Here is a 24,553-nt window from a genome sequence, read left to right as displayed (position 1 = left end):
TTGACCTCATGACCGAGCACCTCCAGCCTGGTGGGACCGGCCTGCACCCGAGCAGCACCCGCTCCCCCTTCGGTCGAGCGCTGACTGCCGTGGTGACGCCGATGCGCCCCGACGGCAGCCTCGACCTCGACGGGCTGAGGAAGGTCGTCAGCCACCTGCTCGACACCGGCCACGACGGCGTCGTCGTCAACGGCACAACCGGCGAGTCGGCGACCACGACCGACGACGAGAAGGTCGCCGTCATCGAGGCAGCTCTGGAGGCGGTCGGCGACCGGGCCGTGGTCGTGGCCGGGGCCGGCACCAACAACACCGCGCACTCCGTGCACCAGGCACGCCAGGCAGCGCACGCCGGGGCACACGGCATACTCGCCGTCACCCCTTACTACAACAGGCCCACCCAGACGGGTCTGGTGGCGCACTTCGCCGCCGTCGCGGACGCCACCGACCTGCCCGTCATGCTCTACGACATCCCCGCTCGGACCGGCACGGCCATCGCCACCGACACCTTGATCCGGCTAGCCGAGCACCCGCGGATCGTCGCCGTCAAGGACGCCAAGGGCGACCTGTGGGCCGCTACGCACGTCATGGCGGTCACCGACCTGGTCTGGTACTCCGGCGACGACGTCCTCACCCTCGCCCACCTCACGCAGGGTGGGGTCGGGTATGTCGGGGTCACCTCGCACGTCGCCGGCAGCGAGTATGCCGCGATGCTCGCCGCCGTCGACGCCGGCGACCTGCCCACCGCAGTCGCCATCCACCGCCGGCTAATTCCGCTCGTCGACGCCCTGATGACCACCTCGCAGGGCGCGATCATGGCAAAAGCCGCCTTGCACGAGCTCGGCGTCATCGACTCCGCAGCTGTCCGGCTCCCCCTCGTGGAGTCCCCACCCGAGCACCTCGCGATCCTTCGCCACGCGCTCTCCCTCAACACCCCGTCAGGAAGACCTTGACCAACGCCCCGTCCATCGCACTTCCCATCCCGCTGCCCGAGCTGACCACACCGCCTCCGATCCCGGGCAACGCCCTGCGTATCGTCGCGCTCGGCGGGCTCGGCGACGTGGGCCGCAACATGACCGTCCTGGAGACCCAGGGCAGGCTGCTGATCATCGACTGCGGCGTCCTGTTCCCCGAGGACCACCACCCGGGGATCGACCTGATCCTGCCGGGGTTCGAGTACCTCGACGACCGACTCGACCAGGTCGAGGCGATCGTGCTCACCCACGGGCACGAGGACCACATCGGTGCCGTGCCGTTCCTGCTCAAGCGCAAGCCCGATATCCCGCTGATCGGCTCTCGGCTGACCATGGCGCTCATCGAGGCCAAGCTCAAGGAGCACCGGATCAAGCCCTACACCCTCACCGTCAAGGAGGGGCAGCGCGAGAAGCTGGGCGTCTTCGACCTCGAGTTCGTCGCCGTCAACCACTCGATCCCCGACGCGTTGGCCGTGTTCGTGCGCACCAAGGCCGGCACGCTGCTGCATACCGGCGACTTCAAGATGGACCAGCTGCCACTCGACGGTCGGCTTACCGACCTACGGGCGTTCGCGCGGATGGGCGAGGAGGGGGTCGACCTCTTCCTCACCGACTCGACCAACGCCGAGGTCCCCGGGTTCACCACGCCCGAGCGGGAGATCGCCCCGGCGATCGACCGGGTCTTTCGAGACGCACAGCGCCGGATCATCGTGGCCTGCTTCTCCTCGCACGTGCACCGCGTCCAGCAGGTCCTCGACGCCGCCCAGAAGTCCGGTCGCAAGGTCGCCATGGTCGGCCGGTCGATGCTGCGCAACATGGGGATCGCCGCCGAGCTCGGCTACCTGCACGTGCCCGACGGCGTCCTGGTCGACGTCAAGAAGCTCGACGACCTGCCGCCCGACAAGGTGGTGCTCATCTGCACCGGCAGCCAGGGCGAGCCGATGGCGGCGCTGTCGCGGATGGCCAACCGGGACCACCGGATCGAGGTGGGCGTCGGCGACACCGTGCTGCTCGCCAGCTCGCTCATCCCCGGCAACGAGAACGCCGTCTACCGGATCATCAACGGGCTGATGATGCTCGGCGCCGACGTCGTCCACAAGGGCAACGCCAAGGTGCACGTCTCCGGCCACGCGAGCGCCGGCGAGCTGCTCTACTGCTACAACATCGTCAAGCCCAAGAACGTCATGCCCGTGCACGGGGAGTGGCGTCACCTGGTCGCCAACGCCGAGCTGGCCGTGGCCACGGGCATACCGCGCCGCAACATCATGGTCACCCGCGACGGTGGGGTTGTCGACCTCGTCCAGGGTCGGGCGAAGCTCGTCGGCGCGGTCCCCTGCGGATACATCTACGTCGACGGCTCCTCAGTCGGAGGGACTACCGAGGCGCTGCTCAAGGACCGCCGGATCCTGCGCGACGAGGGGTTCATCACCTGCATCGTCGTGATCGACGCGGCCACCGGCAAGATCGCGTCCGGCCCCGAGATCACGGCACGCGGGTTCGCCGAGGACGACCGGATCTTCGACGACGTGATCCCCAAGGTGGAGCAGGCGCTCGCCGAGGCAACCGGCAACGGGGTGCGCGACGAGTACCAGCTGCAGCAGATCATCCGACGCACCATCGGCGGCTGGGTCGGCGCCAAGATCCGCCGCCGTCCGATGATCATTCCAGTGGTGATCGAGGCCTGACTCACCAACACGGCCGCAAGTCGGCTTCCCGGCCCCTATTGCAGCCGGAATGCCGACTTACGACCGTCACGCATCGGTCCGAGGCGATTCGCACCCGATCTGGCCCGGGCGTCTTGCCATCCGGATAAGGTAAGCCTTACATTACTTCGTGCCGGCTGAGGGTAGGCCGGTTCCCGTGCTCGTTCCGATGAGGTTCCATGTCCCAGCTGTCTGCCCTCCTGCACGACTGCAGGATCACGCCCGCCTACTGCGAGGCGGGGCAGGTCGACAGCACGTTGGCGGACCTGAAACCGGGAAGCCGCGCACGCATCGTCGACGTGCGCGATGACATGGCTCCGGCAGCCGCCCGGCGCCTGTTCGACCTGGGTTTCACCCCTGGCGCCGATGTGACGGTGGTGCGCCGGGCGCCGCTGGCCGACCCCATCGTGTTCCGGGTGGCCGGGTGCGAGCTGGCCCTGCGCCGTGTCCAGGCACGGTGCGTCCGCGTATGCGCGGTCGAGTGAACCCTGGGACAGGCCCGACGGCAGCTGTCGAGCTGGTTCGAACCGCCCCACGCTTTGCTCTCGTCGGCAGCCCCAACTCGGGCAAGACAACGCTCTTCAACGCGCTGACGGGGCTGCGGGCCAAAACCGGCAACTACCCGGGTGTGACGGTGTCCCGGTACGAGGGCACCGCTGACGTCGTCGGCACTCGGGTCGTGGTCGAAGACCTGCCGGGCACCTACAGCCTGGACCCCATCAGCCCCCGACGAGCAGGTGGTCACCGACGTCCTCGACCCGCTCCTACGGCAGGTGCAGACCCCCGACGGCCTCTTGGTCACGCTCGACGTCACCACGCTCCAGCGGTCGCTCGGCATCCTCGCCCAGGTGCTGCACACCGAGCTGCCCGTATGCGTCGTGCTCACGTTCACGGACGAGCTCACCCGCCGGCAGGGAGCGATCGACACCGCCGGCCTGAGTCGCGCTCTCGGCGTCCCGGTCATCGCGGTCACCGCCGGCCGGCGCCAGGACCTGGTCGCCCTGCGTGAGCTGATGGCCGGGCCGCAGTCATGGCCGCAGCCTCCGGTCCTGCCACCCGATGCCCCGGCGGAGGTAGGGAGCTGGATCGCCTCGGTCCTGGTCGCGGCCGGCTACCGGCTGCCCGAGAGCGATGCCCGCACCCGGCGCATCGACGCGGTGCTGCTGCACCCCGTCTGGGGCACATTGGTGTTCTTCGCCACCATGTTCGGGTTCTTCCAGGTCATCTTCACCGCGGCGGCCCCGATCCAGGACGCCATCCAGAGCTTCTTCGGGCTGCTGGGCGGCCTTGCCGACTCGCATGTCTCCAACGGATGGGTCAGCAGCTTCATCTCGCACGCGCTGATCGGCGGAGTCGGCGGGGTGCTGGTCTTCCTGCCACAGATCGTGCTGCTGTTCTTGATGATCTCGCTGCTCGAGGGACTGGGCTACATGGCCCGGGCCGCCTTCCTGATGGACCGGGTGATGGCCAAGGCCGGGCTGGAGGGCCGCGCCTTCGTGGCGCTGCTTTCCTCCGTCGCGTGCGCCGTCCCCGGCATCATGGCGACCCGCACGCTGCCGTCGGCCCGAGACCGGATCGCCACCATGATGGGCGCGCCGCTGATGACGTGTTCGGCGCGGCTGCCGGTCTACGTCCTGCTCATCGGGCTCGTCGTGCCCTCGGAGGCGCGGTGGGGGCCAGTCAGTGCCCAGGGCGCCACGATGTTCGGCCTCTACCTCGTGGGCGCACTCTCGGCGATGGTCGCCGCATGGGTCTTCTCCCGGCTCGGTCGTCGGCGCGGCCCGCTCCGTGGCCCTGTCGGTCTGGGATGCCGCTCGCACCTTCCTGCGCAAGGTCGGCAAGATCATCCTGGTCACCACGATCGTGCTCTGGCTGCTGCTCAACCTCCCCGCTCGCAGCCCCGGTGACCTCCAGGCCGCCGGGGTGGACACCGCGGACAACGCAGCGGTGTCGTCCTACGTGATCGACCACAGCTACGCCGCGGCAGCCGGGCACCTCGTCGAGCCCGTCTTCGCACCGCTTGGCTTCGACTGGCGGATCAACATCGGGGTGCTGGCCTCGCTGTCGGCCCGGGAGGTCTTCGTCGCCACCCTCGGCCAAGTAGCCGCAGCGGAGGACCCGGAGGACCCGCAGTCGGCGCTGCGGAACATGACCGTGGACGAAGGCCCGCGCGCCGGTCAGGCGCTGTTCACCCCGCCCGTGGTGGCCGCGCTGATGGCGTTCTTCCTCTACGCGCTGCAGTGCATGTCCACCATCGGGGTGATGCGCCGCGAGTCGGGGTCCTGGCGGTGGCCGGCTATCGCGTTCGGCTATATGTTCGTGCTGGCGTGGATGATGGCGCTGGCCGCTCGCCTGATCGTCGGGGCGGTGGTCTGAGTGGCCCTGGCACAGGACCACAGCCTTGGAGTGCCCGGTATGCCGGACTCGCCGCTGGTACCGGTGCATCCCGAGTCGGTCTTGGGTGACGAGCGGACCCTGAGGTGGAGCTGCCCGGCAGACATACTCGGCTTCGTGGGAGTCCCCGCTCAGCTGCCGACGGCCGTGCAGTCCCTGCTCGACGAGGGTGTGCTCGAGTCCGTGTCGGTCGAACCGGCTGGGGTCTTGACCATGCTGGGGTCGGCGCGATCCTGGCGAAAAGACGGCGCTCGAGTCCGCCAGGCCTTGCAGGCCGCCCTGTGCACCCCGCAGCAGTGGCGACCGGCACCCGGTGGCACGCCGGACGATGACGCGCTACGTCTTGCCGTGCAACAGGTGATCGACGGTGAGGTGGGTGCCTATATCCGTTCCCACGGCGGCCAGGTCGAGCTGCTGCGCGCTCACGACCACGACGTGCAGCTGCAGCTGAGCGGCGCATGCCGTCACTGCCCGGCGTCCGACATCACCCTCAGCGAGCGGCTGGAAGCCGGCATCCGCGCCCTGTATCCCCCGCTGCGTCGACTCGAGGCGCGCAATGCACCCGGTGTCAGCGCGGGCCGACGCATGCTCGGCCTCATACCGACGCGTGGTCGCTGACCGCCCTGGTCACAGATCGAGCACCAATGAGAGTGCTTCGTCGACTCGCTGCGTCTCTCAAGGGGCAGGAAGCCTGCGGGCTCGGCGAGGCGGTTCAGGTCCACAGTGGCGATCTGGTCGCACATCACCAGCGTGCGGCGACCGTGGACCTCGACCGGCGGCCGGAAGGTGGTTTCGCGGGCACTGGTGACGGCGGCGACCCACGTGCTGAGTGCGAGCCAGTCCGGCTGGGAGGAGGACGGCGTACCGGCGGCCCTGTTACTCGTGACCTTCGCCACGAGTGGGCAGTCGGCAGACCTCACCCCTTTATGACCTCGCTTGTAGCGCGGCCAGTTCTTCCTGGATCGCCTCGATCTCCGCGCGGTCTGCGGGGTCGTCCTCGATCGCGGTATACGAGGGTTCCTCCGCGTCGAGATAGCTGCGCCGAGGACCGGGCCGGTGATCCCGACGTTGATACGCGCGTCAGGACGCCCGCACCATCACCGTCGAGGCGACCAGGTCGGGTGACTTGGCGCCGGACACGAGGACCGTCTGACCGACGGTGACGTCTGCCATGGTGGCGGCCGTCGGAGTGGCAGGAGCCGTCGTGGGGGTGGTTGCCGTGGCCGTCGGGCTCGCGGTGGACGTTGCCGTGGCCTTAGCCTTCCCGCCTCCGGCGGCACCGGCCTGGTGGACCTTCGTCGTGGACGCGACGGAATAGGTCAGGCTCGTCCCGTCTGCCGCCTGGACCGTGACCGAAGCGGGGGACACGGCGGTGACCTGGCCCAAGATCGCGTCGTGGGTGACATAGCCGTTCGCGCTCTTGGACACCCACTCGGCGTGTTGGAAGTCCTTGAGGTTGCCGATAACAGCGTCCTTCGCGCCGGCCTTGGCTTTGGTGGCCTTGGTGGCCTTGCCTGTGGTGCCGGTCGTCGCCGAACCCGTCGGCGATGAGGTCGCGGTGGCTGTCGGGGTGCGGGTGGCGTCCGATGCGTGCGCAACGACGAACCCGCCTCCGCCGCCGATCACCACGGCCGCGACAACCCCACCGACGGCTGCCTTCTGCTTGGTGCTCCACATGGGTTTTGCTCCTCGTCGTGCACGGGTCCGCAGGTGGCGAACCCTCTGCACACCACGATGGGACAGGAGTGTTCGAGGCAGGTCAGGGTCGGGTGTGGATTGTGCGCCGATACACGAGAGCGCCCAGGTCACCGGTATGCGGGTCACCAGGGGCGAGCCGGCAGCGCCTCTCGAGTGTCGTCGTCGGCGACCCAGCCCTGCTCCGTCCGCACGTAGCGGCGGGAGGGTCCATGCGCGGCGAGTGTGGCCACGGCGGCAACAAGCCGGTCGACGTGTTCCGGGGTGCTGGCCAGTCCGAGGCTCACGCGGACGGCGGTCGCTGGGACCTCGCCCCACGGGTCCTCGAGCAGCTCGTCGACGAGGATGTGTGCGCAGAACTTGCCGTGGCGCACCCCGATGCCGTATTCGGCTGACAGGATCGCGGACACGAGGGACGAGTCGAAGCGGTCGATCGTGAACGGCAGGACAGCCACCCGATCCGGATACGTGTCCCGCTTGCCGTCCCCGGCCGCAGCAGCGGCGGACTCGCTGGAGTCGCCGAAGATCGACCAGGTGTCAGCACCGGGGATCGCGTCGAGGCCGTCGCACAGACGCGCATACAGGGCCTCCTCATACGCCTCGATCGATGGCCGCGAGCCGCTGATCGCCGAGCACGCGGCTGCCAGCGCGATGGCGCCGATGACGTTCGGGCTGCCGCCCTCGTGGCGGGCCGGGCCGGTAGCCCAGGTCGCGCCGTTCGTGGTGACCCGGCTGGTCGCACCACCGCCGCGCAGGTAGGGCGCGCCGTGGTCCAGCCAGTCGGCCCGGCCGGCGAGCACGCCCGCACCGAACGGGGCGTAGAGCTTGTGGCCGGAGAACGCGACATAGTCGACGCCACTTGCCGCGATGTCGATCGCGCGGTGCGGTGCCAGCTGAGCCGCGTCGAGTGCCACCCGCGCGCGGTACCGTCGGGCGAGCGCAACGACCCGGCCCAGTGGCCAGGTCTCGCCGGTCACGTTGGACGCACCGGCGACGACAACCAGTCGGTGCCGCGCTCCCGAGTGGGCCAGGGCCTGCCCGAGCTCCTCGAGGCCGGCGTCGACCGAAGACGGCACCGGCAGCGTGGTCACGGGGTGGCCCCGCCACGGCAGCAGTGTCGAGTGGTGTTCGGTCTCGAAGACGAACACCTCGGTGCCGCTGGGCAGGACCTTCGCGAGCAGGTTGAAGGAGTCCGTGGTGTTTCGGGTGAAGATCACGTGGTCGTCGGCCCGCGCACCGACGAACGCGGCCACCTCGTCGCGAGCCTGCTCGTACCAGGCGCTGGTGACCCGGCTGGCATACCCGTTGCCGCGGTGCACGGACGAGTAGGTCTGCAGCGCCGTGTCGACCGCGTTCTTGACGCAGACAAGGGACGGCGTCGAGGCGGCGTGGTCGAGGTTCGCGTAGTCGACCTCGCCGGTGAGGGTGGGGACCCGAAGTCCCGCACCCACCACGGCGGGCAGCTCAGGGGCGCTGCCGGGCCGGACGACGTGCAGTCGCCCTTGGGGGGCGGTGCTCGTGCGACTGGTGGCCGTGGTGGAGGTGGTGAATGGAGTGGACGTCGTGGTCCCACTCTCGATGCTGGCGACGGACATCTGGTGCTCCTGGGGTCCCTGGGACCCACCGGATGCGGGTCCGCGCTTGCCCGTTGTCGCTCGGTGTGAACCGGCGGCTGGGCCGGGTCGTCACCCGGAGCACCCCACCGCGGAGGAGGGTTGCTGGCCAGCAAGCCGGGGCTGTGCGCTGGCACTCATGACCTAGGCAGAGACGGTAGCGAGGTGGGTCGGGCCTGTCCAACACCCAGACACACGTTCCGTCATCTGAGCCCTGATCCACCGTGGTTGATTTCCGGGGTGCCGGTTGGTGATTTCAGCGGATGATTTCTTGTTGTTTGGCTTGTGGGCGTGGTTGATCGGCCGGTCTGTCCGGTTCTTCCACGTCGGGTGGTTCCTGGGGGGCCGGTCGGGCCGAGGTGGTCAGGGTGTGGTGGCGGTGGCCCAGAGGTCCTGCCAGGCGGGTGCCCAGGGCCAGTCGGTCGGTAGGTGTAGCACGAGGCTTCTGGCGGAGTACGCGATCCGGGCGGGCACCGTGATGAGGTGGGTGCGCAGGGTCGCCCATCGGGCTTTCGCGTGCCGGGCCGAGGCGGCGGCGCCGGCGGCGTGGAGCAGGTTGAACGCGAGGCAGCCCAGGGCGAGCCAGGCTGCGTTGGCTTGGAAGGCCCCGGACGGTGCGTGCGCGAGTGGGCCGTCTTTCAGCTCGGCGATGACTTGCTCGATGATGGCGTGGTCGCGGTGGGTCTCGTCGGCGGCGACCGTGGCCAGGGCGGAGTTGGTGACGAACCCATGGTGACGCCAGGTGGTGAACAGCTCGTCCTGACCGGCCGCGGCGGCAGCGATGGTGGCCCGGCCCAGGCGTGGCACCCGGCGTACCACCAGCCGGCAGCTCACCTGCCGCTTTTTGGGGTGGGAGGTGAACGCGGTGAAGGTGGTCTCGGCGACCTGGGCCTCGGAGACCCACCGCTGTTCCTGCTCGTCCCAGATGGCGCGCGGGTACCGGATCGTGGTCCACGCCGGCTCGGGGATGGCCGTAATCGCTTGCCGTACGGCCGGGTCCATCCGGACCGTGACCGAGAACCACGCATTGGCCCTGGTTGCGGCGGCGATGACGTCCTGGCGGTAGTACCCGGAGTCGGCCCGGACCATCACCTGCCCGCCTGCTCCCGCGGCTCGGGCGGCGGCGACCGCGTCCCCGATCAGCCGGGCGGCGCCGTGCCCGGACACGGCGTTGCCCTTACGCAGCCGGGCCGCGACGATCACCGGCGCACAGATCGGGGACGACAAGGCTGCGACCTGGGCGTTGACACCCTTGACTCCGGAGTAGCCGTACGCGGCGCCCTGCTTGGCGTACCCGTGCACCTGCCGGATGGTGTCGTCGACGTCGACGTACGCCATCACCTCGGTCCCGGCCAGCAGCCGCGGCACCACCCCCGCGAGCCCGGCCAGGGTCCGGGAGGCGACCGCGTCCAGCTGCCGGACGTGTCCGAAGGTGAACGCGCGCAGGAACGTGCCATACGTCGACGGTGCCCGCACCCCGGTGAACACTCTGCCGTTCCCGCCGTGCCGTAGCACGTCCAGGTCGTCGATGCTGTCCGCGCCGGCCAGCATCCCGGCGACCACCCCAGCCGCCTTCACCGCCGCGTTCGGCGACGCGACACTCACGTGCGCCGCGAGCAGGTCATGCAGCCCGGCGCGCTCGGCCAGCCGCAACACCGGAACCAGACTCGCCGAACCGATCAGGTTCGGGTCATCGAAAACAGCGGAAACCTTATGCGATGCTTGCACTTGTCGGATGCCCCTCCGGACGGCACGGATCAGACCCTTAGCAAGTCCAATCCTCCCGCCCCACAGGGGTATCCGCGCGTCACGACCCGCCACGCCCACCCACTAATCGGTGGATCAAGGCTGAGACGGCGAGCGTACGGGAGCGGTATGCGCCGTGCGCCGCCGCCCGCCGCCCGGCCGTCCCGGTCTTGGCCGCCGGCTCCCCTGCCACCCCCGGGGGGGATCGGGCGCGAGCGCCCTCGAGGGGGGCGAGCCGCCCGGATTCCGGCGCAGAGTGCGTCTGCGTTCGGGTCGCCGGGCGGGGACGGCGGTGGATAGCCCATCCGAGTTATCAGGTGTTGCGGATCCTCTTGAGGTACTCGATCGAAGCGGCCGTGCCGTCACGGTGACTGCCGTGGCCCTCGTACTCGCTCACGACGGGACCGAGGTAGCCCAGCGACCTCAGGGTTGCCAAGATCCCCTCAACGTCGATCGCACCTGTCCCTGCGGTAACGAAGTTCTCGAAGTGGCCCTCGCCGTCCCAGCGGACGTCCTTGACGTGGACGTTGACCGCCTGCGGAAGCACGCATGCCAGATCAGCGTGAACTGTCGTGGGCGTGCGTTCGGCCCACGCGAAATTGCCGGTGTCCACGGTAAAGCCGAGGTTTGGCGCGTCGACTTCGTCAACGACGGACGCCAACCATGATCCGTTGTTCGCTAGGCGGCCGTGGTTCTCGATGCCGAGCGTCACTCCCAACTGCCCGGCGCGCGCACAGGCTCGCCTGAATCCTTCAACGACGTCGGGACGGATGTTGTCCAAGGTCACGCCAGGAGCGGCGTCGGCGACCATCGCCCGCACGACCGGAACCTCAAGCTCGTGGGCGATACGGCACGCGTCGAGCAGCCGACCGACTTCCTCGTCGAGATGGTCGCGACCTTTCGCGAAGTCGTTGTAGCCCCCGACCGATGTTACTTGCACACCACTCGACGCCGACAGCGCCTTCACCCGCTTTACCTCCGCACCCGAGAGCGTCACCCCACCGTGCCGGCCGGGGAGTCCGTTGAGTTCCGTGCACTCCCCGCCGACGGCGGCGAGGCCGTCGAAGACCTCCTCCAAGGTGACTGAACCGAAGCCGAGGCTGGTCGCGCCGATCAGCATCAGGATTCCTCAAGGGTAGGTCGGGACCGGATCACCTTCGCCGGATTGCCGACCGCCAGGCTGTTTGACGGCAGGTCGTGTGTGACGACCGAGCCCGCACCGACGATCACCCGGTCACCGATCGTCACACCAGGTAAAATACAGACACCCATCCCGATCCAGCAGTCCGCGCCGATCGCAACGGGTCGTTTCTTCCATCCCTGCTCAAGGATTGGTAGATGCGGGTCGCTCGTCACGTGGTTGGCGGTGTGGATCATGACATACGGGCCGAACCCGGTCCGATCGCCGACGCACATTCCGCCGTAGCCGTTGACGTAGCACCCGTAGTTGAATTTCACTTCGTCCCCCATGTCGATCTCGTTACCGTTGAGCCAGACGATGAGGTCCATGTAGTAGCAGCCTTCACCGACCGTCCGCGCGTCGCGATGCTGGAAGGGGATCTTCCGCTTGCTGGTCTCGTTGATCATCATGGGTCGATCGTGGTCGCTTCACCGGCGAAGTGGCAGGCGGCCGTGTGTCCGTCGGCGAGCGTGACGACCGGCGGCTCCTGTTCGGCGCAGATCCCGTCTGCCGTGCCTTTGGCTTTCGCGAGCGGGCACCTTGTGTGGAACCGGCAGCCCGACGGGGGGTTCATTGGGCTGGGGATGTCGCCCGGCAGACTCTGGACGTCGTGCTTGGCGGCCGGATCGGGGTCGGGCACGGCGGAGAGCAGCGCGCGGGTGTACGGGTGGGCAGGCCTGTCGAACAGCTCTTCGGTTCTCGCGACTTCGACGATACGTCCCAGGTACATGACGGCGACTCGGTCGCTTACATGTCGCACGACGCTAAGGTTGTGCGCGATGAACAAGTAGGTCATGGCGAACTCGTCGCGGAGGTCCGCCATCAGGTTGAGCACCTGCGACTGCACCGAAACGTCAAGCGCCGAGACCGGTTCGTCGGCGACGATGAGGTCAGGGTTGAGCACGAGCGCGCGGGCGATGCCGATCCGCTGCCGTTGCCCGCCGGAGAACTCGTGGGGGAACCGTGTCATGTACTCCGGCCGCAGACCTACCCGTTTCAGCACGTCGCCGACCACGTCGCGTCTCGACCTGCCGTCGGGTGTCCCGTGCACCGTCAGCGCCTCGCCGATGATGTCGCCTACCCTCATGCGTGGGTTCAGCGACGACACCGGGTCCTGAAACACCATTTGCATTTTCGGCCGCATCGGCCGCAGTTTGGAGGCCGACAGGGTGGTGATGTCGGTGTCGCCGAACCTGATGCGTCCTGCAGTGATCTCTTGGAGCCTCAACGCGCCGCGGGCGAGGGTCGACTTGCCACTCCCGGACTCGCCAACCAGCCCAAGCGTCTCGCCTCTATACACCGTCAGATCGACTCCATCTACCGCCCGGATCGCGCCCACCTGTCGCCGCAGCAGCCCTCGCCGTACCGGGATATGGATCTCGACGCCTTCGAGCGTGAGCAACGCCTCACCCGCCTCAGGCACCGGTGCCACATCGCCGATGGGCTTCGGGAGCGCGGGTGGGGTGACGGCTGCCAGTCCACCGCAATGCGGGCTGTGCAACCAGCACGCAGCCGTTTGTCCGCCCACCTCGAAGAGAGGCGGCTGCTGGTCGCACTTCTCGAACCGCGCGTGACAACGGTCGGCGAACCGACAACCAGTCGGCCAGTCCAGCGGGTCAGGCACCTCGCCCGGGATGACGCCCAGGCGTGCTGTCGTGCGCCGGCCACTTCCCGGCATCGCGCGTAACAGGCCTGCGGTGTACGGGTGGGCAGGGTGCGCATACAGATCGTGCCACGCTCCCCGTTCCACGATCTTCCCGGCGTACATGACGTTGACGTCGTCGCAGGTCGCCGCGATTACCCCGAGGTCATGGGTGATGAGCAGCACGGCCATCCCCAACTCGCCCTGCAGGTCGCGTATCAGTTCGAGGATTTGTGCTTGTACCGTGACATCGAGAGCGGTGGTTGGTTCGTCGGCGATGAGCAACTTCGGGTCGCAGGCGAGTGAGATCGCGATCATCACCCGCTGCAGCATCCCGCCCGAGAACTGATGTGGGTAGTCGTTGAGCCTGCTGGACGCCTCGGGGATCCTTACAAGGTCGAGGAGTTCCATGGCGCGAGTGCGCGCCTGCTGGCGCGATATCCCACGGTGTAGCCGCAGCGACTCCGCAATCTGGTCACCGATCTTCAAGACGGGGTTGAGCGAACTCATCGGCTCCTGGAACACCATACCGATCGAGCCGCCCCGTACCTTGCGGAGTTCGACCTCCGGGAGCCTCGCTAGGTCTTGGCCGTTGAACCGGATTTCCCCACCCGCAACCCTGCCGGGATCCCGGATCAGTCGCAGGATACTCATCGCGACGGTTGACTTGCCGCACCCCGACTCGCCAACAAGCCCGATCGTACTGCCAGCTTCGACCGAGAACGAGACATCATCAACGGCGACGACCTCTCCTAGGTCGGTCTGGAAAGTCGTGCGCAGATTATCGACCTCGAGCAGTGCCATGTCACCGCCCCCTGAGCCGGGGATCAAGTGCCTGGCGGAGACCGTCGCCGGCGAAGTTCGCCGCGAGCACCGTCAACATGATGAGAAGACCGGGCCAGACAGCGAGCCGGGGACGGCTCATGAAATACGTCTGGGCGTCGCTCAGCATGTACCCCCACGACGCCTGGGGCGGCTGGGTACCCATGCCGAGATACGAAAGGCCGGACTCCGCGAGGATCGCCATCGCCATCGCCAGAGTGCCCGCAACAAGGATAGTCGGGACTATGTTGCGCAGGATCTGCCGCATGATCCGCCACCCGGGCAGTGCCTGTGAGCGGGCCGCCAGCACAAAGTCTCGTTCGCGCAACGTGAGGAATTCGCCTCGGACGAGTCGGGCTGGCGTAGTCCACTCGATGAAACTCAGCACCAGGATCGTGTTGGTTAGCGACGGCCCGAGGATCGCGGCCGCGGCGAGGATGAGGAACAGTGAGGGCAATGCCATGACGGTGTCGGTGAATCGCATGAGCAGGTTGTCTATTCTGCCGGCGTAGAAGCCAGCTACCGCTCCGAGGACGAGACCGGTTATCGTAGTCAGTCCGGCGACCGCGACGCCGACGGTGAGCGACACCCGGCCCCCGTCGAGCAGGCGCGCGAAGAAGTCACGGCCGAGGGCGTCGCAGCCGAGCAGGTGGCCCGAGATCGGCGGCGAGAAAGCTGGACACGTGATCTCGTAGGGGCCGTAGCCGCCCAGGGCACGATAGATCGTCGGCCCGACGACGACCACAATGCCCAGCAGTATCAGAAAAACTGCTCCGGTCAGGGCTAGTCGGTTCTTGGCGAAGCGGCGCCACGTCAGGCGGGCAGGCGAGGCGGCCCTGCGATGCGCGCGCTCCGGTGCGGTGGCGGTGGACATCAGCCTTCCACTTTTACCCGCGGGTCGACGATGGCATAGGTCACATCGGCGAGCAGGTTGCCCAGGATCGTCAGTAGACCAGTGAAGATCAAGAGACCAAGTATCACGGGATAGTCGCGCTGGGTGACGCTCTCGTAACCCAGGCGTCCGATGCCGGGCCAGGCGAACACGGTCTCGATGAGCAAGGCACCACCCACCAGGACCGGCAGCCGCAGGCCGAGGATGGTCACAGCCGGCAGTAGCGCGTTGCGTAGAGCGTGGCGCCCGATGATGACCCGCTCGGGGAGCCCCTTCGCCCGAGCCGTGCGGATGTAATCCTCGTGCAGTACCTCGGACATCGATGAACGTACGTACCTTGACATCGCCGCGGTTGCCTCGAGCGCGAGGACGCAGGCGGGCATGATGAGGTGTTTCAGCACATCGAGCGGCCCGCCGCCGCCGATCGACTCCATGCCCTGTGCGGGCAGGAGCCGCAGCGTCACTGAGAACAGCAGGATCATCAGGAGCCCCGCCCAGAATGATGGGATCGACAGTCCGAAGAACGCGAACACGGTCGCGGCGTAGTCGACCTTGGTGTTCTGCCTTAGGGCCGACACGATGCCCAGAAGAATCCCCAGCACCGTGGACAGCACCAGTGCGGTGGCAGTGAGCAGCAGGGTAGCTGGTAGCCGCTCGAGGATCTTGCCGAGCACAGGCCTACCGTCTACGTACGACATGCCGAAATCCAGCCGTACTACCCGCCCCAGCCAGTCCAGGTACTGCACGTTCAGGGGCCTGTCAAGACCGAGGTCACCTCGCAACTGCTCCAGGTTCTGGCTCATGCCGGTCTGGACATTGACCGTGCCGGTCGACCCCGGTGTCAGGTGCACCAGCGCGAACGCGATCGTCACGAGTACCAGCATCTGCGGAATTACTCGCAGCAGTCGCCGAGCCAGAACGGCGCCCATGATCGCTAAGCTCCACTCCAGCGGTCCATGAACCATGCCTCGCCCACACCTGACAAGGTGCCCTTGCCGGTTTCGTCCAGGACTACGCCATCTCGCGCGCCCAGCTCGTAGGCCGGGTATGCAATAGGAATGAAGGGCACGTCGTCGTACGCAGCCTGCTGAACCTGCTTAAGCAACTCCTTCTGTCTATCGGTGTCAGCCGTGGCGAGGGCATCCTCGAGAGCCTTATCGACGGCTGGGTTGGAGTAGTGGAAGACGTTAAATGTGCCACCTTGCTTGAAGGTGCTCTTTGTGGTGTGCAGAAGAAGATTCATTCCGACGAGCGGATTGGCCGTGAGTCCCCAGCCGATCGGGGCTGCGCCAAAGCTCGCGGACAGGACGTCGGCGATGCGCGCGTTCTCGACGGTGGTCAGCGCCACGTCGGCGCCGATCTCTTTCCAGTTCGCTTGAGCAATGGTGGCCATGTCCTGCCACTGCTTGGCTGGCCATGCGTACATCGTGAACTTGAGGGGCTGGCCACCCTTCGTACGCATCCCGTCGGCTCCCTTGGCCCAGCCGGCCTTGTCGAGCAGGTCCCCCGCTGCCGCTATGTCGTGCTTCACCTCGGGCAGATCAGCGTGGAAGCCCACGAATGCCGTCGACACCAATGCCTCCGCGAGGGTGCCGTTGGCGTATCCTGCCTGCTTGATGCGTCGCCGGTCCAGCGCAAGCCGGAGCGCCTGGCGGACCTCCTTCTGTGCGAGTTGGGGTACGGAAAGGTCGAGGCAGATGCCGTGAACCGAACCGGCCGCCCCGGTCCACACCTTGGCGCCCTTGGATTCCAGGCCGCCCATGGCATTGGGGTCGTACTCGACGACGTCGATCTGGTTCGTCAGCAGACCCGCGTACTGCGCCGCGGGGTCGGTCGAGTCGAACAGAACGATTTTCGCGATCTTCGGTTTGGTCCCCCAGTAGGCACCGAACGCCTCCAACGTGAGCGTGGTCGTGTCTCGCTTGGTGACCTTGTACGGGCCCGTGCCCACGGGCATGGCCGAGAACGAGGCCTTGTAGGGGTCATTGCCGAGGACCGCCTTGGGCAGGATCGGCACCTGGCCGGCGAGAGTCGACAGCATCGGCGCGTACGGCTTCTTCAGCGTGACGACAATCTTGTCGGCGGTTCCCGCCACAGAGGCGACGTAGGTGTTCAGAACAGTCTTTGACGCCGCCTTCGAGTTCGTCGCCATGGCGGTGTCGAACGAGAAGACGACGTCGTCAGCGGTGACCTTGGTCCCGTCATGCCACTCAACGTTCGGGCGAAGATTGAACGTATAGGTTAGAGCGTCGTCGCTGATTTTCCAGTCCTTGGCCAGGCCCGGCACGACGGAGAAGTCGGGCGCAAACTTCGTCAGCCCTTCGCTGACGTGATTGCTTACTGCAATGCCGCGCGACCCTCGCGCACTCAGCGGATTCAGGTCCGCCAACTCGGTCATCTTCGTCGCCAGCACGATCTGGGCGAGCTCTTTGCCGCCTACGGGAGCGCCCGAGCCACCCGTGGCGCTCTGGGTGCCCGGGGCGGGCGGCTCGCTGCAGCCCACGACGAGGGAGGTGAACCCGAGTGCAGCGGTACCGCCAAGAAGTTGGCGACGGGTGAGAGCGGAGCCCGCGATCGGATCGAAGGTGGCCATGTTAGCTCCTCATTGGAGTCGATGAGTGGGAGGAGGCGTGGGTACGAATCTTGTGGACCGCTTCGGTGATGTCGTCGAGGTCTGCCCGGTCGGCGAGGAGCATCCACTGGCTCAGCCACAACGAAGAGGCGCAGACCGCGTCGGCGACGGGGCACTCTCCGAGCCGGCCGCCAAATGCTGGTTGCCGGTTCAGTGGCATCGGGTAGCCCAGGGCTACCGGCACCCCCTCGGCCACGAGTGCGCGGGCAAACTGCTCGACCGGAAGCCAGCCGAACTCCTCGGGCAGGTAGCGGAGCGGCAGTAGATGATGGGCGTGGCGCTCGGCCCGAGCGTCCCAGGCGGCGGGGACGAGCCCGCTGCCTGCGAGTTGCTCGCGAAGGTAGCCGCCGGCGGCCATCCTCGCCTCGACCTGGTCGTCGAGTCGCCCAAGCTGGGCGTTGAGTACGGCCGCTGACCAGCCGGTCATCCGGTAGTTCGCAGCGGGCTCGTCGTGCACGTACCAGTCGCCACCTCGGCGTCGGCCGAGATTGCCGATCGACCAGACCCGCTCGCACAGGGCGTCGTCATCGGTGACGAGAGCGCCACCCTCGCCTCCGGTTACGTTCTTAGCTGCCTGGAAGCTGAACGACGCGAGCGCACCGAAGGTACCCACCTGCCGGCCGCGCCACGTGCTGCCGAGCGCGTGAGCCGCGTCTTCAAGCACCTTGAGGCCGTGCCGCTGGGCCATCGGTAGTAGCCGGTCGAGATCGACCGGAAGACCGGCGAAGTGCACCGGCACGATGACCAACGTGTCGCTGGTGATGAGCGACTCGGCGTGACCGAGGTCCATGTTCCAGGTGTCGGGCTCCATGTCGGCGAAAACCGGCGTGCCTCCGGCGAGGACGACGGCGCTGGCGGTGGAGAAGAAGGTGTAGGTCGGAACAATCACCTCGATGCCGGGGCGGACGCCCAGAGCCCGCAGCGCGGCTACCAGCGTGACGGTCCCGTTCGCCATCGACACGCAGTGCTGGGTGCCCACCGTCGTCGCGAACACCCTCTCGAATTTAGCGACTTGCGGTGAATAGCCGCCCCAGACTCCCGAATGGAGCACGTCTAGCAGCTGCGCCTCCTCCTCCTCGCCCCAAACCGGCCACGCTGGCCAGGGACGAGTGCGGACCGGGGTGCCTCCGGTGAGCGCCAGACCGTTCATGATGCGAGCATTTCGGCGAACAGGGCGCTGAACACGAGACTGGCCGCACCAAGGAGGACGCCGTCCGGGCCGAGCTTTGACGCGGTGATCTCCACATCGCGGCCCGAGGAGGTGAGGGAACCCTCGCGGACTCGACGGCGCAGCCGGTCCAAGATCTCCACCGGCGCCTCGAGCAGCAGTCCGCCGACGACGAGGAGGCCGGGGTTGAGCAGGTTGACGAGGCCCGCGAGGCCGAGCGCCAGGTGGTCGACGGCAGTGCCAAGGCACTCCATCGCGGCCGGGTTTCTAGCGCGGATAGCCGTGGTGACGTCAGGCGGATCGACCGGTCCGCGCCGCTTGTCGTAGAGGCGCTGGATGGCCGTCGCCGAAGCGAAGGTTTCGAGACACCCCCGCTGGCCACAGCGGCACCGCGGGCCGCCGGGGTCGATGACCATGTGCCCCAGTTCGCCGGCGAGCCCGCTCTCGCCAGTGACGATGTGCTCACCGACCCGCACCGAGGCGCCGACACCAGAACCAACGGTGACGAACACGGAGACGGCGTGGTCCAGGCGAGGCCCCCACCACGCCTCGCCCAGCATCCCGGCGTTGGCGTTGCGGTCCATGGACACGGGGACGTCCACGGCCTCGGCGACGAGGTCGCGCAACGGCACGTCGCGCCAGCCGAGGTTGGTCGACAGGACGACCCGCCCGCTCGCGATGTCGAGCTGGCCAGGCACGGCGAGACCGACGCCGGCAACGGTAAGGGTGCGGAACGACTCGAGAGAGCGGACTGCCTCGACCACCTGCTGCGGGTCGGCGTTGCCGCCAGTGCGGCGGAACGGGACGCGCAGTGTCTCCAGGGCGTTTCCGCCCAGCGAGTAGACGCCGATCCTCAGCTCTACCTCGGCGAGGTCGACCCCGACCGCCACCGGCCCGTCGGGGTTCAGCGACCAGTGCGCACTCGGGCGACCGACCTTGGCTTGGGAGCTTCCGGAAGGGACGACGAGACCGTGCCCAGCGAGCTCGTCGACTACAAGTCTCACCGTTCCAAGGCTGATGTCGAGCTCTCGCGCGAGATCCCAGCGCGACGCCTCGTTGATACGACGGACGGCGTGCAGCACCTGTACGCGCTTCGCGGCTCGGTCGCCGACGGTGCCTGTCATGATCGGCACTATGCCACCGCCATAACGCTCTGGCAATGATTAACATATTGTTTGTTATAATGCTTGACACTTCGAGGGGTCACGGTCAGGGTGGGGTCGTGGACGCAGTTGTCGCCCCTCTGCCGATACCCGTCCGGGTCGGCATCGTCGGCCATGGGTCGATCGGCACCACGGTTAGCGAGGTGCTCGCCGGCTTCGACGACGTAGACGTGGTCGGGGTCGCCGGGCGTGACGGAGCGGATGCTCTGCTGGCCAGGGACGACGTCGCGGTCGTGGCGATCTGCACGCCGAACGGGCTGCACGCCGAGCAGGCGCTTCGCGGGGTGCGCGCGGGCAAGCACGTCGTCGTCGAGAAGCCGCTCAGCCTCAGTGTCGGCGCGGGCCACGAGGTCGTCGTCGCAGCGGCGGCCGCCGGGGTTCGCGTGGCGGTCATCTCGCAGCGCCGGCTCGAGCCCGCCGTCCGGGCCGCGCACGCTGCCATCGGCGGCGGCACCCTCGGCCAACCGCTGCTCGGCGAGTGCCTCCTACGCTGGCACCGCGACGCCGCCTACTATGCCGACGTACCGTGGCGCGGCACCCTGAATCTCGACGGCGGCGCCCTGTTCAACCAGGCCATCCACGTGCTCGACCTGCTGCGCTACCTGTTGGGCCCGGTAGCGTCCGTTACTGGGCATACCGCCAGGCTCGTGCACGACATCGAGGCAGAGGACACCGCCGCCGCCACGCTTGAGTTTGCGAGCGGCGCGCTCGGGGTGGTGTCAGTGACGAGCGGCACCGCCATCGGTCATCCAGCCGAGCTCAACCTGTTCTTCGAGCAAGGCGCGATCCGATTCGCGGACGACCAGGTAGTTGAGTGGGTCGTGCCCGGCGTGGACCGTCCCAACGCCTTGTCGCGGGTCGGCAGCGGCTCCGCCGCGCCGAGCGCGATCGGCCAGGAGGGGCATCGGCGGCAGTGGCGGGCCATCATCGACGCGCTCAAGTCCGGGGAGCAGCCGATCGTCGCCGGTCTCGACGGTCTCGGGACGGCGGCCCTGGTGGCCGCCGTTCACGAGGCGAGCCGGACCGGCACGACGGTGCGTCCGGAGTTCAGATGAGCGTTCGTGCCGGGTCCGCCCGGCGCGACGTGACCCCCAATCGGAGAGTGCGGCTGGCCGGGCACGCGTCGCGGACGACGCCATCGGAGGGTGTCGCCTCCCCGCTCATGGTGCGAGCCGTCTGCCTGGAGCACGAGGAACTGCGCCTTGCGGTCGTGGTCGCGGACGTCCTGTGGTGGGGCCCGGCGCTCGCCGATGCTGTCCGCGCCGACCTGGCGCGCCGGCTCGGGACCGGTGTCGAGGCGGTCTGGGTCGTCGGCACCCACACGCACAATGCGGCGCAGACAGCCACCACGCTTGCTCCCAGCCTTGGCCCGTACGACGAAGCATTCGCCGCTTCGCTCGCCAGTGCAGCGGCCGAGGCGTGTGCGGAGGCGGTGGCGTCATTGACGCCGGTGACGCTCCGGCTGGGGGAGGCTGCGTGCGACATCGGCGTATACCGACGACGGCTCGTCGACGGTAAAATACGCATGGCTCCCGACCCGGCCGTGCCTGTCGACCGTAGGGTGCGGGTCGCCTCCCTGGAAACTCACGACGGCCCCGTGGCCACGCTCGTCCAGTTCGCGTGTCACCCCACGACGAGCGGTGAGAACCGGGTGTCGGCCGACTACCCTGGGGCGGCTGCGCGTCGGCTCGACCGCGAGCTGGGGGGCACGACACTGTTTCTGCAGGGCTGCGCTGGCGACGTCCGCCCCCATCTGGTCGGGCCCGACGGATTGTTCCGGCTGGGAGATGAGGCCGAGGTAGATCGGCTCGGACGTCAGCTCACCGACGCCGTACACGAGGCAATGGCCTCGGCCGTGGAGATCGACTGGGGCGTCCCCAGGGCCGCGGCGGCGCTTGTGCCCCTGTCGCTGGCGAACGGCGGCCAGGTCGATCTTGCTCTCGGCGCGCTCCGCCTGGCCGACGAGCTGTTGCTGCTCGGGATGAACGTCGAGCCAGTGAGCGGCTACGGACGACTCATCCGCAACGGGTGGCCGCAGGTGTGGCCAGTGGGCTATACCAACGGCATCCTCGCCTACCTGCCGACTGACCAGCAGCTCGCAGAGGGTGGCTACGAAGCCGTCGGCTCGTTGCCGCACTTCGCTCTAGCGGCACCCTTTGCGCCTGGGACGGAAGCGGCCGTCATGGGTGCCGTCGATCGGCTCTTAAAGACGGTCGTGGGTGAGAGAAGTCGGTGACCGCCACGCACGACCTGGACGACCTCTCGTTCCGGACTGAGCAGCACGAGGTCAGCGCGCCGCCCTGGCTCCAGCTCGCCGCGGTCGCCGACGAGACGGCCGGGGTTGGTGCAGACGAGACGGAGTGCGTCGGCCCGGCTGATGCCCGCGTGATCGAGCACCGACAGCCCGGCCACCAGGGCACAGGCCGCTCCAGCCAGATACGAGGTCCCGGCCACACTGAGCCGGCCCTCGGCCGACAACTCGACCATCCCGCCGACCGGCGCCTCGTACAGCCCGGGCGGCATGCCTGCCAGCGCCACCGAGTCGGAAACTGCGAAGGCGTGGTCGACCCCCTTGCCGCGCACGAGCGACGCCAGCACGGCGAGCGGCAGGTGGTGGCCGTCGACGACGAGACCTGCCGTGAGTCGTCGATCGGCGACCTGCGGCCAGATCGGGTTCGCGTGCCTGGGGATCATTGCCTGGACGCCGTTTCCAAGGTGCGTGGAGAATCGCGCCCCGGCGTCGACCGCCGCCGTGATCTCGGCCTCGGTCGCGGAGGTGTGGCCGATCGAGACCCGAACCCCACGGCGTGTCAGGGCGACGATGTAGGCGATCGCGCCCTCATGGTGCGGGCAGATCGTCACCATGCCGATGCGACCACCGGCTGCCTCCTGCCAGGCGTCGAAGGCCTCGACGCTCGGGGGCCGGATCTGGTCGAGTGCATGCGCGCCCCGGGCTCCCTCCTCCGGGCTGATGTGTGGCCCCTCGACGTGGAGCCACGGCACCGAGGCGGCGACTTCCGGGTCAGCCTCGCAGGCTCGTGCGATAACCCGCAACGAGTGCTCGATGGCGTCATCGGAGGCGGTGATGACCGTCGGTACGAAGGTCGTAGTCCCGGCCGCGGCGAGGGCCGCCGCCATACCGGTGACGGAGTCCGGCGCCACGTCCGGGCCGTTGACGTCGAAGCCCCCGTAGCCGTTAACCTGCAGGTCGACCAGACCCGGCAGCAGCCACGGGTCATGGTCGCTGCCGATGCCCTCGACCACAACGTCGGTGAGGATGCCGTGGCGCCAGGTCACGCGAATCCGCTCGTCCGTCGGGTATCGCCGGCCCCTCAGCTCGCCCGTCGCCACGCTCATCATCCTAGGCGTCGCGCACTGCAGCTCTATCCCGTTCGCGCCGCGACCGAGAGGCAACCATGACATCCGTTGACCAGCTCACCGTCACCGTCCACTCCGACGCCCAGGCTGCGGGAGTCGCGGCGGGAAATGAGGCGGCGGCGCTCCTCCGGCTTCTCACCGCCGAGGGCGAGGCTCGGGTGGTGTTCGCGGCCGCACCGTCTCAGGCGGTGACCCTCGCCGTGCTCGCTGCCGCCGACGGCATCGACTGGAGCGCGGTCACCTGCTTCCACATGGACGAGTACCGCGGCCTCCCAGCCGACCATCCGCGCCGGTTCGCGAAGTGGCTCGACGACGCGATCTTCAACCGGGTGCACCCGGTCCGGGTGGAGCGCCTGAGTCCCGAACGGCACGGAGAGGCCGACCGGTATGCGGCGCTGCTCGCAGAGGCTCCTATCGACCTCGTCTGCTACGGCATCGGCGAGAACGGCCACCTGGCATTCAACGAGCCCGGTGTGACGCGCTTCGACGACCCGGATGACGTCGTCGAGGTCACTCTCGACAAGAGCAGCCGGAGCCAGCAGGTGCATGATGGCCTGTTCACCTCACTCGACGAGGTACCGAAGACTGCCCTCACGCTGACCGTGCCGCGGCTGCTGCGCTCGGCGGCCATGACAGGGACCGTTATCGGTTCTCACAAGGCTGACGCCGTGGCACTCCTCGTCGACGGGGAAATAAGCGAGAGGTGTCCCTCGTCCGCCGTCCGCGGCCACCCTCATTCCACGCTACACATCGACGCCAACGCCGCATCGCGCTCCAGCCTGACGTAGGGATGGCAGTGCCAGCGAGTGCCTGACGCGACGTGACCGCGCTAACTCCGAGCGCATCGCCGAGGTGCGGGTATCTGTCACCGCTCCTACAAGGCGGCAGCAAGCATAGGAAACTCTTGTCACACGGGGTTTCCGGCGAGATCATCCGGCCCGGGCCGCACCTTGACTGCTCCTTCGGGCGTCTTCCGACCCAGATCCGCTGTTAGCCGGGTCGTTGTTGGCTGCGGCGGCGTGTTGACGTGAACAGGGTGCCTGTCCCGCAAGAGAACTCGAGCTGTCGAAGGCGTCCGGTTCTACTCGTGGGAAGGCGCCCGTTGGTGAAGAGAATACGTGGTGGAAAGGGTGCCCGTCCAACAGTGGTGGTCGGCGCGCCGTATCAGTCGTTGACGCCTGCGGCGGGGATGCTGCCCACCGCTGCCGCTGCCCACCGCTGCCGCTGCCCACCGCTGCCGCTGCCCACCGCTGCCGCTGCCGCCGCCGCCCGCCGCTGGGAGTCGTGACGCGTGTGACACGTGAGTCTGGCGGGACTTTCGCGTAACGTGCCACCCATGCCGTCGCGACCGTCGTCGAATCCTGCGCGGACCCCTGCGCGCTCGGGCTCGTCACAGGGCGCGTCGTCGCGCCCGGCGACCTCGCGTGGGGGCCGACAGAGCCCTCGACGGCCGGCCCGGGGTAGGTCGACCTCCGCGACGTCATCGACATCCTCGAGGGCCCGCTCGGGCGGCCTTCCGCTCCCGTTGCGCGCTGTGCGCGGCACCTGGCTCGG

At 68.1% G+C, this 24,553-nt stretch carries 22 protein-coding genes, 1 pseudogene and 1 riboswitch; of the genes and pseudogenes, 10 read left to right on the top strand and 13 right to left on the bottom strand.

Annotated features, from left to right (window positions below; translation table 11 throughout):
- Positions 1-8 precede the first annotated feature (8 nt).
- From dapA to ABI385_RS13915, 8 genes and pseudogenes are all read left to right on the top strand, one after another.
- The gene (gene dapA / locus ABI385_RS13950; RefSeq protein ID WP_348104360.1) at positions 9-950 is read left to right on the top strand and encodes a 4-hydroxy-tetrahydrodipicolinate synthase; all 942 of its coding nucleotides are present in this window, start codon (positions 9-11) and stop codon (positions 948-950) included.
- Positions 947-2,656 (top strand): ribonuclease J, encoded by a 1,710-nt coding sequence (locus ABI385_RS13945; RefSeq protein WP_348104359.1) that lies wholly within the window; start codon positions 947-949, stop codon positions 2,654-2,656. Before dapA ends, ABI385_RS13945 begins: the two co-directional genes overlap by 4 nt.
- Positions 2,657-2,853: 197 nt before the next feature.
- Positions 2,854-3,159 carry a FeoA family protein gene (locus ABI385_RS13940; protein WP_348104358.1) on the top strand — a complete coding sequence of 102 codons (306 nt, stop codon included), beginning with the start codon at positions 2,854-2,856 and terminating at the stop codon, positions 3,157-3,159.
- A pseudogene (locus tag ABI385_RS13935) lies at positions 3,144-3,341 on the top strand (FeoB small GTPase domain-containing protein); the annotation flags it as partial. The gene ABI385_RS13940 and the pseudogene ABI385_RS13935, both read left to right, overlap by 16 nt.
- Positions 3,342-3,411: 70 nt before the next feature.
- Positions 3,412-4,581, top strand: a complete 1,170-nt coding sequence (locus ABI385_RS13930) for a nucleoside recognition domain-containing protein (protein WP_348104357.1) — start codon at positions 3,412-3,414, stop codon at positions 4,579-4,581.
- The gene (locus ABI385_RS13925) at positions 4,538-5,050 is read left to right on the top strand and encodes a nucleoside recognition domain-containing protein (RefSeq protein ID WP_348104356.1); all 513 of its coding nucleotides are present in this window, start codon (positions 4,538-4,540) and stop codon (positions 5,048-5,050) included. The genes ABI385_RS13930 and ABI385_RS13925 overlap by 44 nt, the downstream gene beginning before the upstream one ends.
- The gene (locus ABI385_RS13920) at positions 5,051-5,686 is read left to right on the top strand and encodes a NifU family protein (protein WP_348104355.1); all 636 of its coding nucleotides are present in this window, start codon (positions 5,051-5,053) and stop codon (positions 5,684-5,686) included.
- A gap of 105 nt (positions 5,687-5,791) precedes the next feature.
- A complete protein-coding gene (locus tag ABI385_RS13915; RefSeq protein ID WP_348104354.1) occupies positions 5,792-5,998 on the top strand; it encodes a hypothetical protein in 207 nt (68 codons plus the stop codon).
- A 150-nt stretch (positions 5,999-6,148) separates the two neighbouring features.
- On the opposite strand, the gene ABI385_RS13910 is transcribed toward ABI385_RS13915, so the two are convergent.
- From ABI385_RS13910 to ABI385_RS13860, 11 genes are all read right to left on the bottom strand, one after another.
- Positions 6,149-6,745, bottom strand: coding sequence for a hypothetical protein (locus tag ABI385_RS13910; protein ID WP_348104353.1), 597 nt, complete (start codon positions 6,743-6,745; stop codon positions 6,149-6,151).
- Between the two features lie 143 nt (positions 6,746-6,888).
- Positions 6,889-8,358, bottom strand: coding sequence for an aminotransferase class V-fold PLP-dependent enzyme (locus ABI385_RS13905; protein ID WP_348104352.1), 1,470 nt, complete (start codon positions 8,356-8,358; stop codon positions 6,889-6,891).
- A 37-nt stretch (positions 8,359-8,395) separates the two neighbouring features.
- Positions 8,396-8,521: riboswitch (SAM riboswitch) on the bottom strand.
- A gap of 218 nt (positions 8,522-8,739) precedes the next feature.
- Positions 8,740-10,104, bottom strand: coding sequence for an IS1380 family transposase (locus ABI385_RS13900; protein ID WP_348104351.1), 1,365 nt, complete (start codon positions 10,102-10,104; stop codon positions 8,740-8,742).
- Between the two features lie 331 nt (positions 10,105-10,435).
- A complete protein-coding gene (locus tag ABI385_RS13895; RefSeq protein ID WP_348104350.1) occupies positions 10,436-11,242 on the bottom strand; it encodes a sugar phosphate isomerase/epimerase family protein in 807 nt (268 codons plus the stop codon).
- A complete protein-coding gene (locus ABI385_RS13890; protein WP_348104349.1) occupies positions 11,242-11,712 on the bottom strand; it encodes an acyltransferase in 471 nt (156 codons plus the stop codon). The genes ABI385_RS13895 and ABI385_RS13890 overlap by 1 nt, the downstream gene beginning before the upstream one ends.
- On the bottom strand, positions 11,709-13,748 hold the full coding sequence (locus tag ABI385_RS13885) for an ABC transporter ATP-binding protein (RefSeq protein ID WP_348104348.1): 2,040 nt from the start codon (positions 13,746-13,748) through the stop codon (positions 11,709-11,711). The genes ABI385_RS13890 and ABI385_RS13885 overlap by 4 nt, the downstream gene beginning before the upstream one ends.
- Before the next feature lies 1 nt (position 13,749).
- Positions 13,750-14,640 (bottom strand): ABC transporter permease, encoded by an 891-nt coding sequence (locus ABI385_RS13880; protein WP_348104347.1) that lies wholly within the window; start codon positions 14,638-14,640, stop codon positions 13,750-13,752.
- On the bottom strand, positions 14,640-15,587 hold the full coding sequence (locus ABI385_RS13875) for an ABC transporter permease (protein ID WP_348104346.1): 948 nt from the start codon (positions 15,585-15,587) through the stop codon (positions 14,640-14,642). Before ABI385_RS13875 ends, ABI385_RS13880 begins: the two co-directional genes overlap by 1 nt.
- Positions 15,588-15,592: 5 nt before the next feature.
- Entirely contained in the window at positions 15,593-17,251 is a 1,659-nt protein-coding gene (locus ABI385_RS13870; RefSeq protein ID WP_348104345.1) for an ABC transporter substrate-binding protein, read from the bottom strand.
- 1 nt (position 17,252) lies between these two features.
- Complete coding sequence (locus ABI385_RS13865) at positions 17,253-18,440, bottom strand: DegT/DnrJ/EryC1/StrS family aminotransferase (RefSeq protein WP_348104344.1); 1,188 nt, start codon at positions 18,438-18,440, stop codon at positions 17,253-17,255.
- A complete protein-coding gene (locus ABI385_RS13860; protein ID WP_348104343.1) occupies positions 18,437-19,582 on the bottom strand; it encodes an ROK family protein in 1,146 nt (381 codons plus the stop codon). The genes ABI385_RS13865 and ABI385_RS13860 overlap by 4 nt, the downstream gene beginning before the upstream one ends.
- Before the next feature lie 98 nt (positions 19,583-19,680).
- Here ABI385_RS13860 and ABI385_RS13855 point away from each other — a divergent pair, with 98 nt between their 5' ends.
- A complete protein-coding gene (locus tag ABI385_RS13855) occupies positions 19,681-20,676 on the top strand; it encodes a Gfo/Idh/MocA family oxidoreductase (RefSeq protein WP_348104342.1) in 996 nt (331 codons plus the stop codon).
- 1,054 nt (positions 20,677-21,730) lie between these two features.
- Here the strand turns inward: ABI385_RS13855 and ABI385_RS13850 are convergent.
- The gene (locus ABI385_RS13850) at positions 21,731-22,972 is read right to left on the bottom strand and encodes an amidohydrolase family protein (protein ID WP_348104341.1); all 1,242 of its coding nucleotides are present in this window, start codon (positions 22,970-22,972) and stop codon (positions 21,731-21,733) included.
- A 65-nt stretch (positions 22,973-23,037) separates the two neighbouring features.
- On the opposite strand from ABI385_RS13850, the gene ABI385_RS13845 reads away from it, so the two are divergent.
- On the top strand, positions 23,038-23,787 hold the full coding sequence (locus ABI385_RS13845) for a 6-phosphogluconolactonase (RefSeq protein ID WP_348104340.1): 750 nt from the start codon (positions 23,038-23,040) through the stop codon (positions 23,785-23,787).
- 376 nt (positions 23,788-24,163) lie between these two features.
- On the opposite strand, the gene ABI385_RS13840 is transcribed toward ABI385_RS13845, so the two are convergent.
- Positions 24,164-24,544, bottom strand: coding sequence for a hypothetical protein (locus tag ABI385_RS13840; protein ID WP_348104339.1), 381 nt, complete (start codon positions 24,542-24,544; stop codon positions 24,164-24,166).
- Between the last annotated feature and the right edge of the window lie 9 nt (positions 24,545-24,553).

It is taken from the genome of Lapillicoccus sp. (assembly GCF_039935575.1).
GTDB lineage: Bacteria > Actinomycetota > Actinomycetes > Actinomycetales > Dermatophilaceae > Lapillicoccus.
The sequence above is the reverse complement of the archived record's forward strand: the minus strand, read 5'-3'. Positions and strand labels throughout refer to the sequence as shown.

Coding starts and splice junctions, on each gene's coding strand:
- dapA (WP_348104360.1), top strand. CDS start 9: ATGACCGAGCACCTCCAGCCTGGTGGGACCGGCCTGCACCCGAGCAGC.
- ABI385_RS13940 (WP_348104358.1), top strand. CDS start 2,854: ATGTCCCAGCTGTCTGCCCTCCTGCACGACTGCAGGATCACGCCCGCC.
- ABI385_RS13910 (WP_348104353.1), bottom strand. CDS start 6,745: ATGTGGAGCACCAAGCAGAAGGCAGCCGTCGGTGGGGTTGTCGCGGCC.
- ABI385_RS13905 (WP_348104352.1), bottom strand. CDS start 8,358: ATGTCCGTCGCCAGCATCGAGAGTGGGACCACGACGTCCACTCCATTC.
- ABI385_RS13895 (WP_348104350.1), bottom strand. CDS start 11,242: ATGCTGATCGGCGCGACCAGCCTCGGCTTCGGTTCAGTCACCTTGGAG.
- ABI385_RS13890 (WP_348104349.1), bottom strand. CDS start 11,712: ATGATGATCAACGAGACCAGCAAGCGGAAGATCCCCTTCCAGCATCGC.
- ABI385_RS13885 (WP_348104348.1), bottom strand. CDS start 13,748: ATGGCACTGCTCGAGGTCGATAATCTGCGCACGACTTTCCAGACCGAC.
- ABI385_RS13880 (WP_348104347.1), bottom strand. CDS start 14,640: ATGTCCACCGCCACCGCACCGGAGCGCGCGCATCGCAGGGCCGCCTCG.
- ABI385_RS13875 (WP_348104346.1), bottom strand. CDS start 15,587: ATGGGCGCCGTTCTGGCTCGGCGACTGCTGCGAGTAATTCCGCAGATG.
- ABI385_RS13870 (WP_348104345.1), bottom strand. CDS start 17,251: ATGGCCACCTTCGATCCGATCGCGGGCTCCGCTCTCACCCGTCGCCAA.
- ABI385_RS13865 (WP_348104344.1), bottom strand. CDS start 18,440: ATGAACGGTCTGGCGCTCACCGGAGGCACCCCGGTCCGCACTCGTCCC.
- ABI385_RS13860 (WP_348104343.1), bottom strand. CDS start 19,582: ATGACAGGCACCGTCGGCGACCGAGCCGCGAAGCGCGTACAGGTGCTG.
- ABI385_RS13845 (WP_348104340.1), top strand. CDS start 23,038: ATGACATCCGTTGACCAGCTCACCGTCACCGTCCACTCCGACGCCCAG.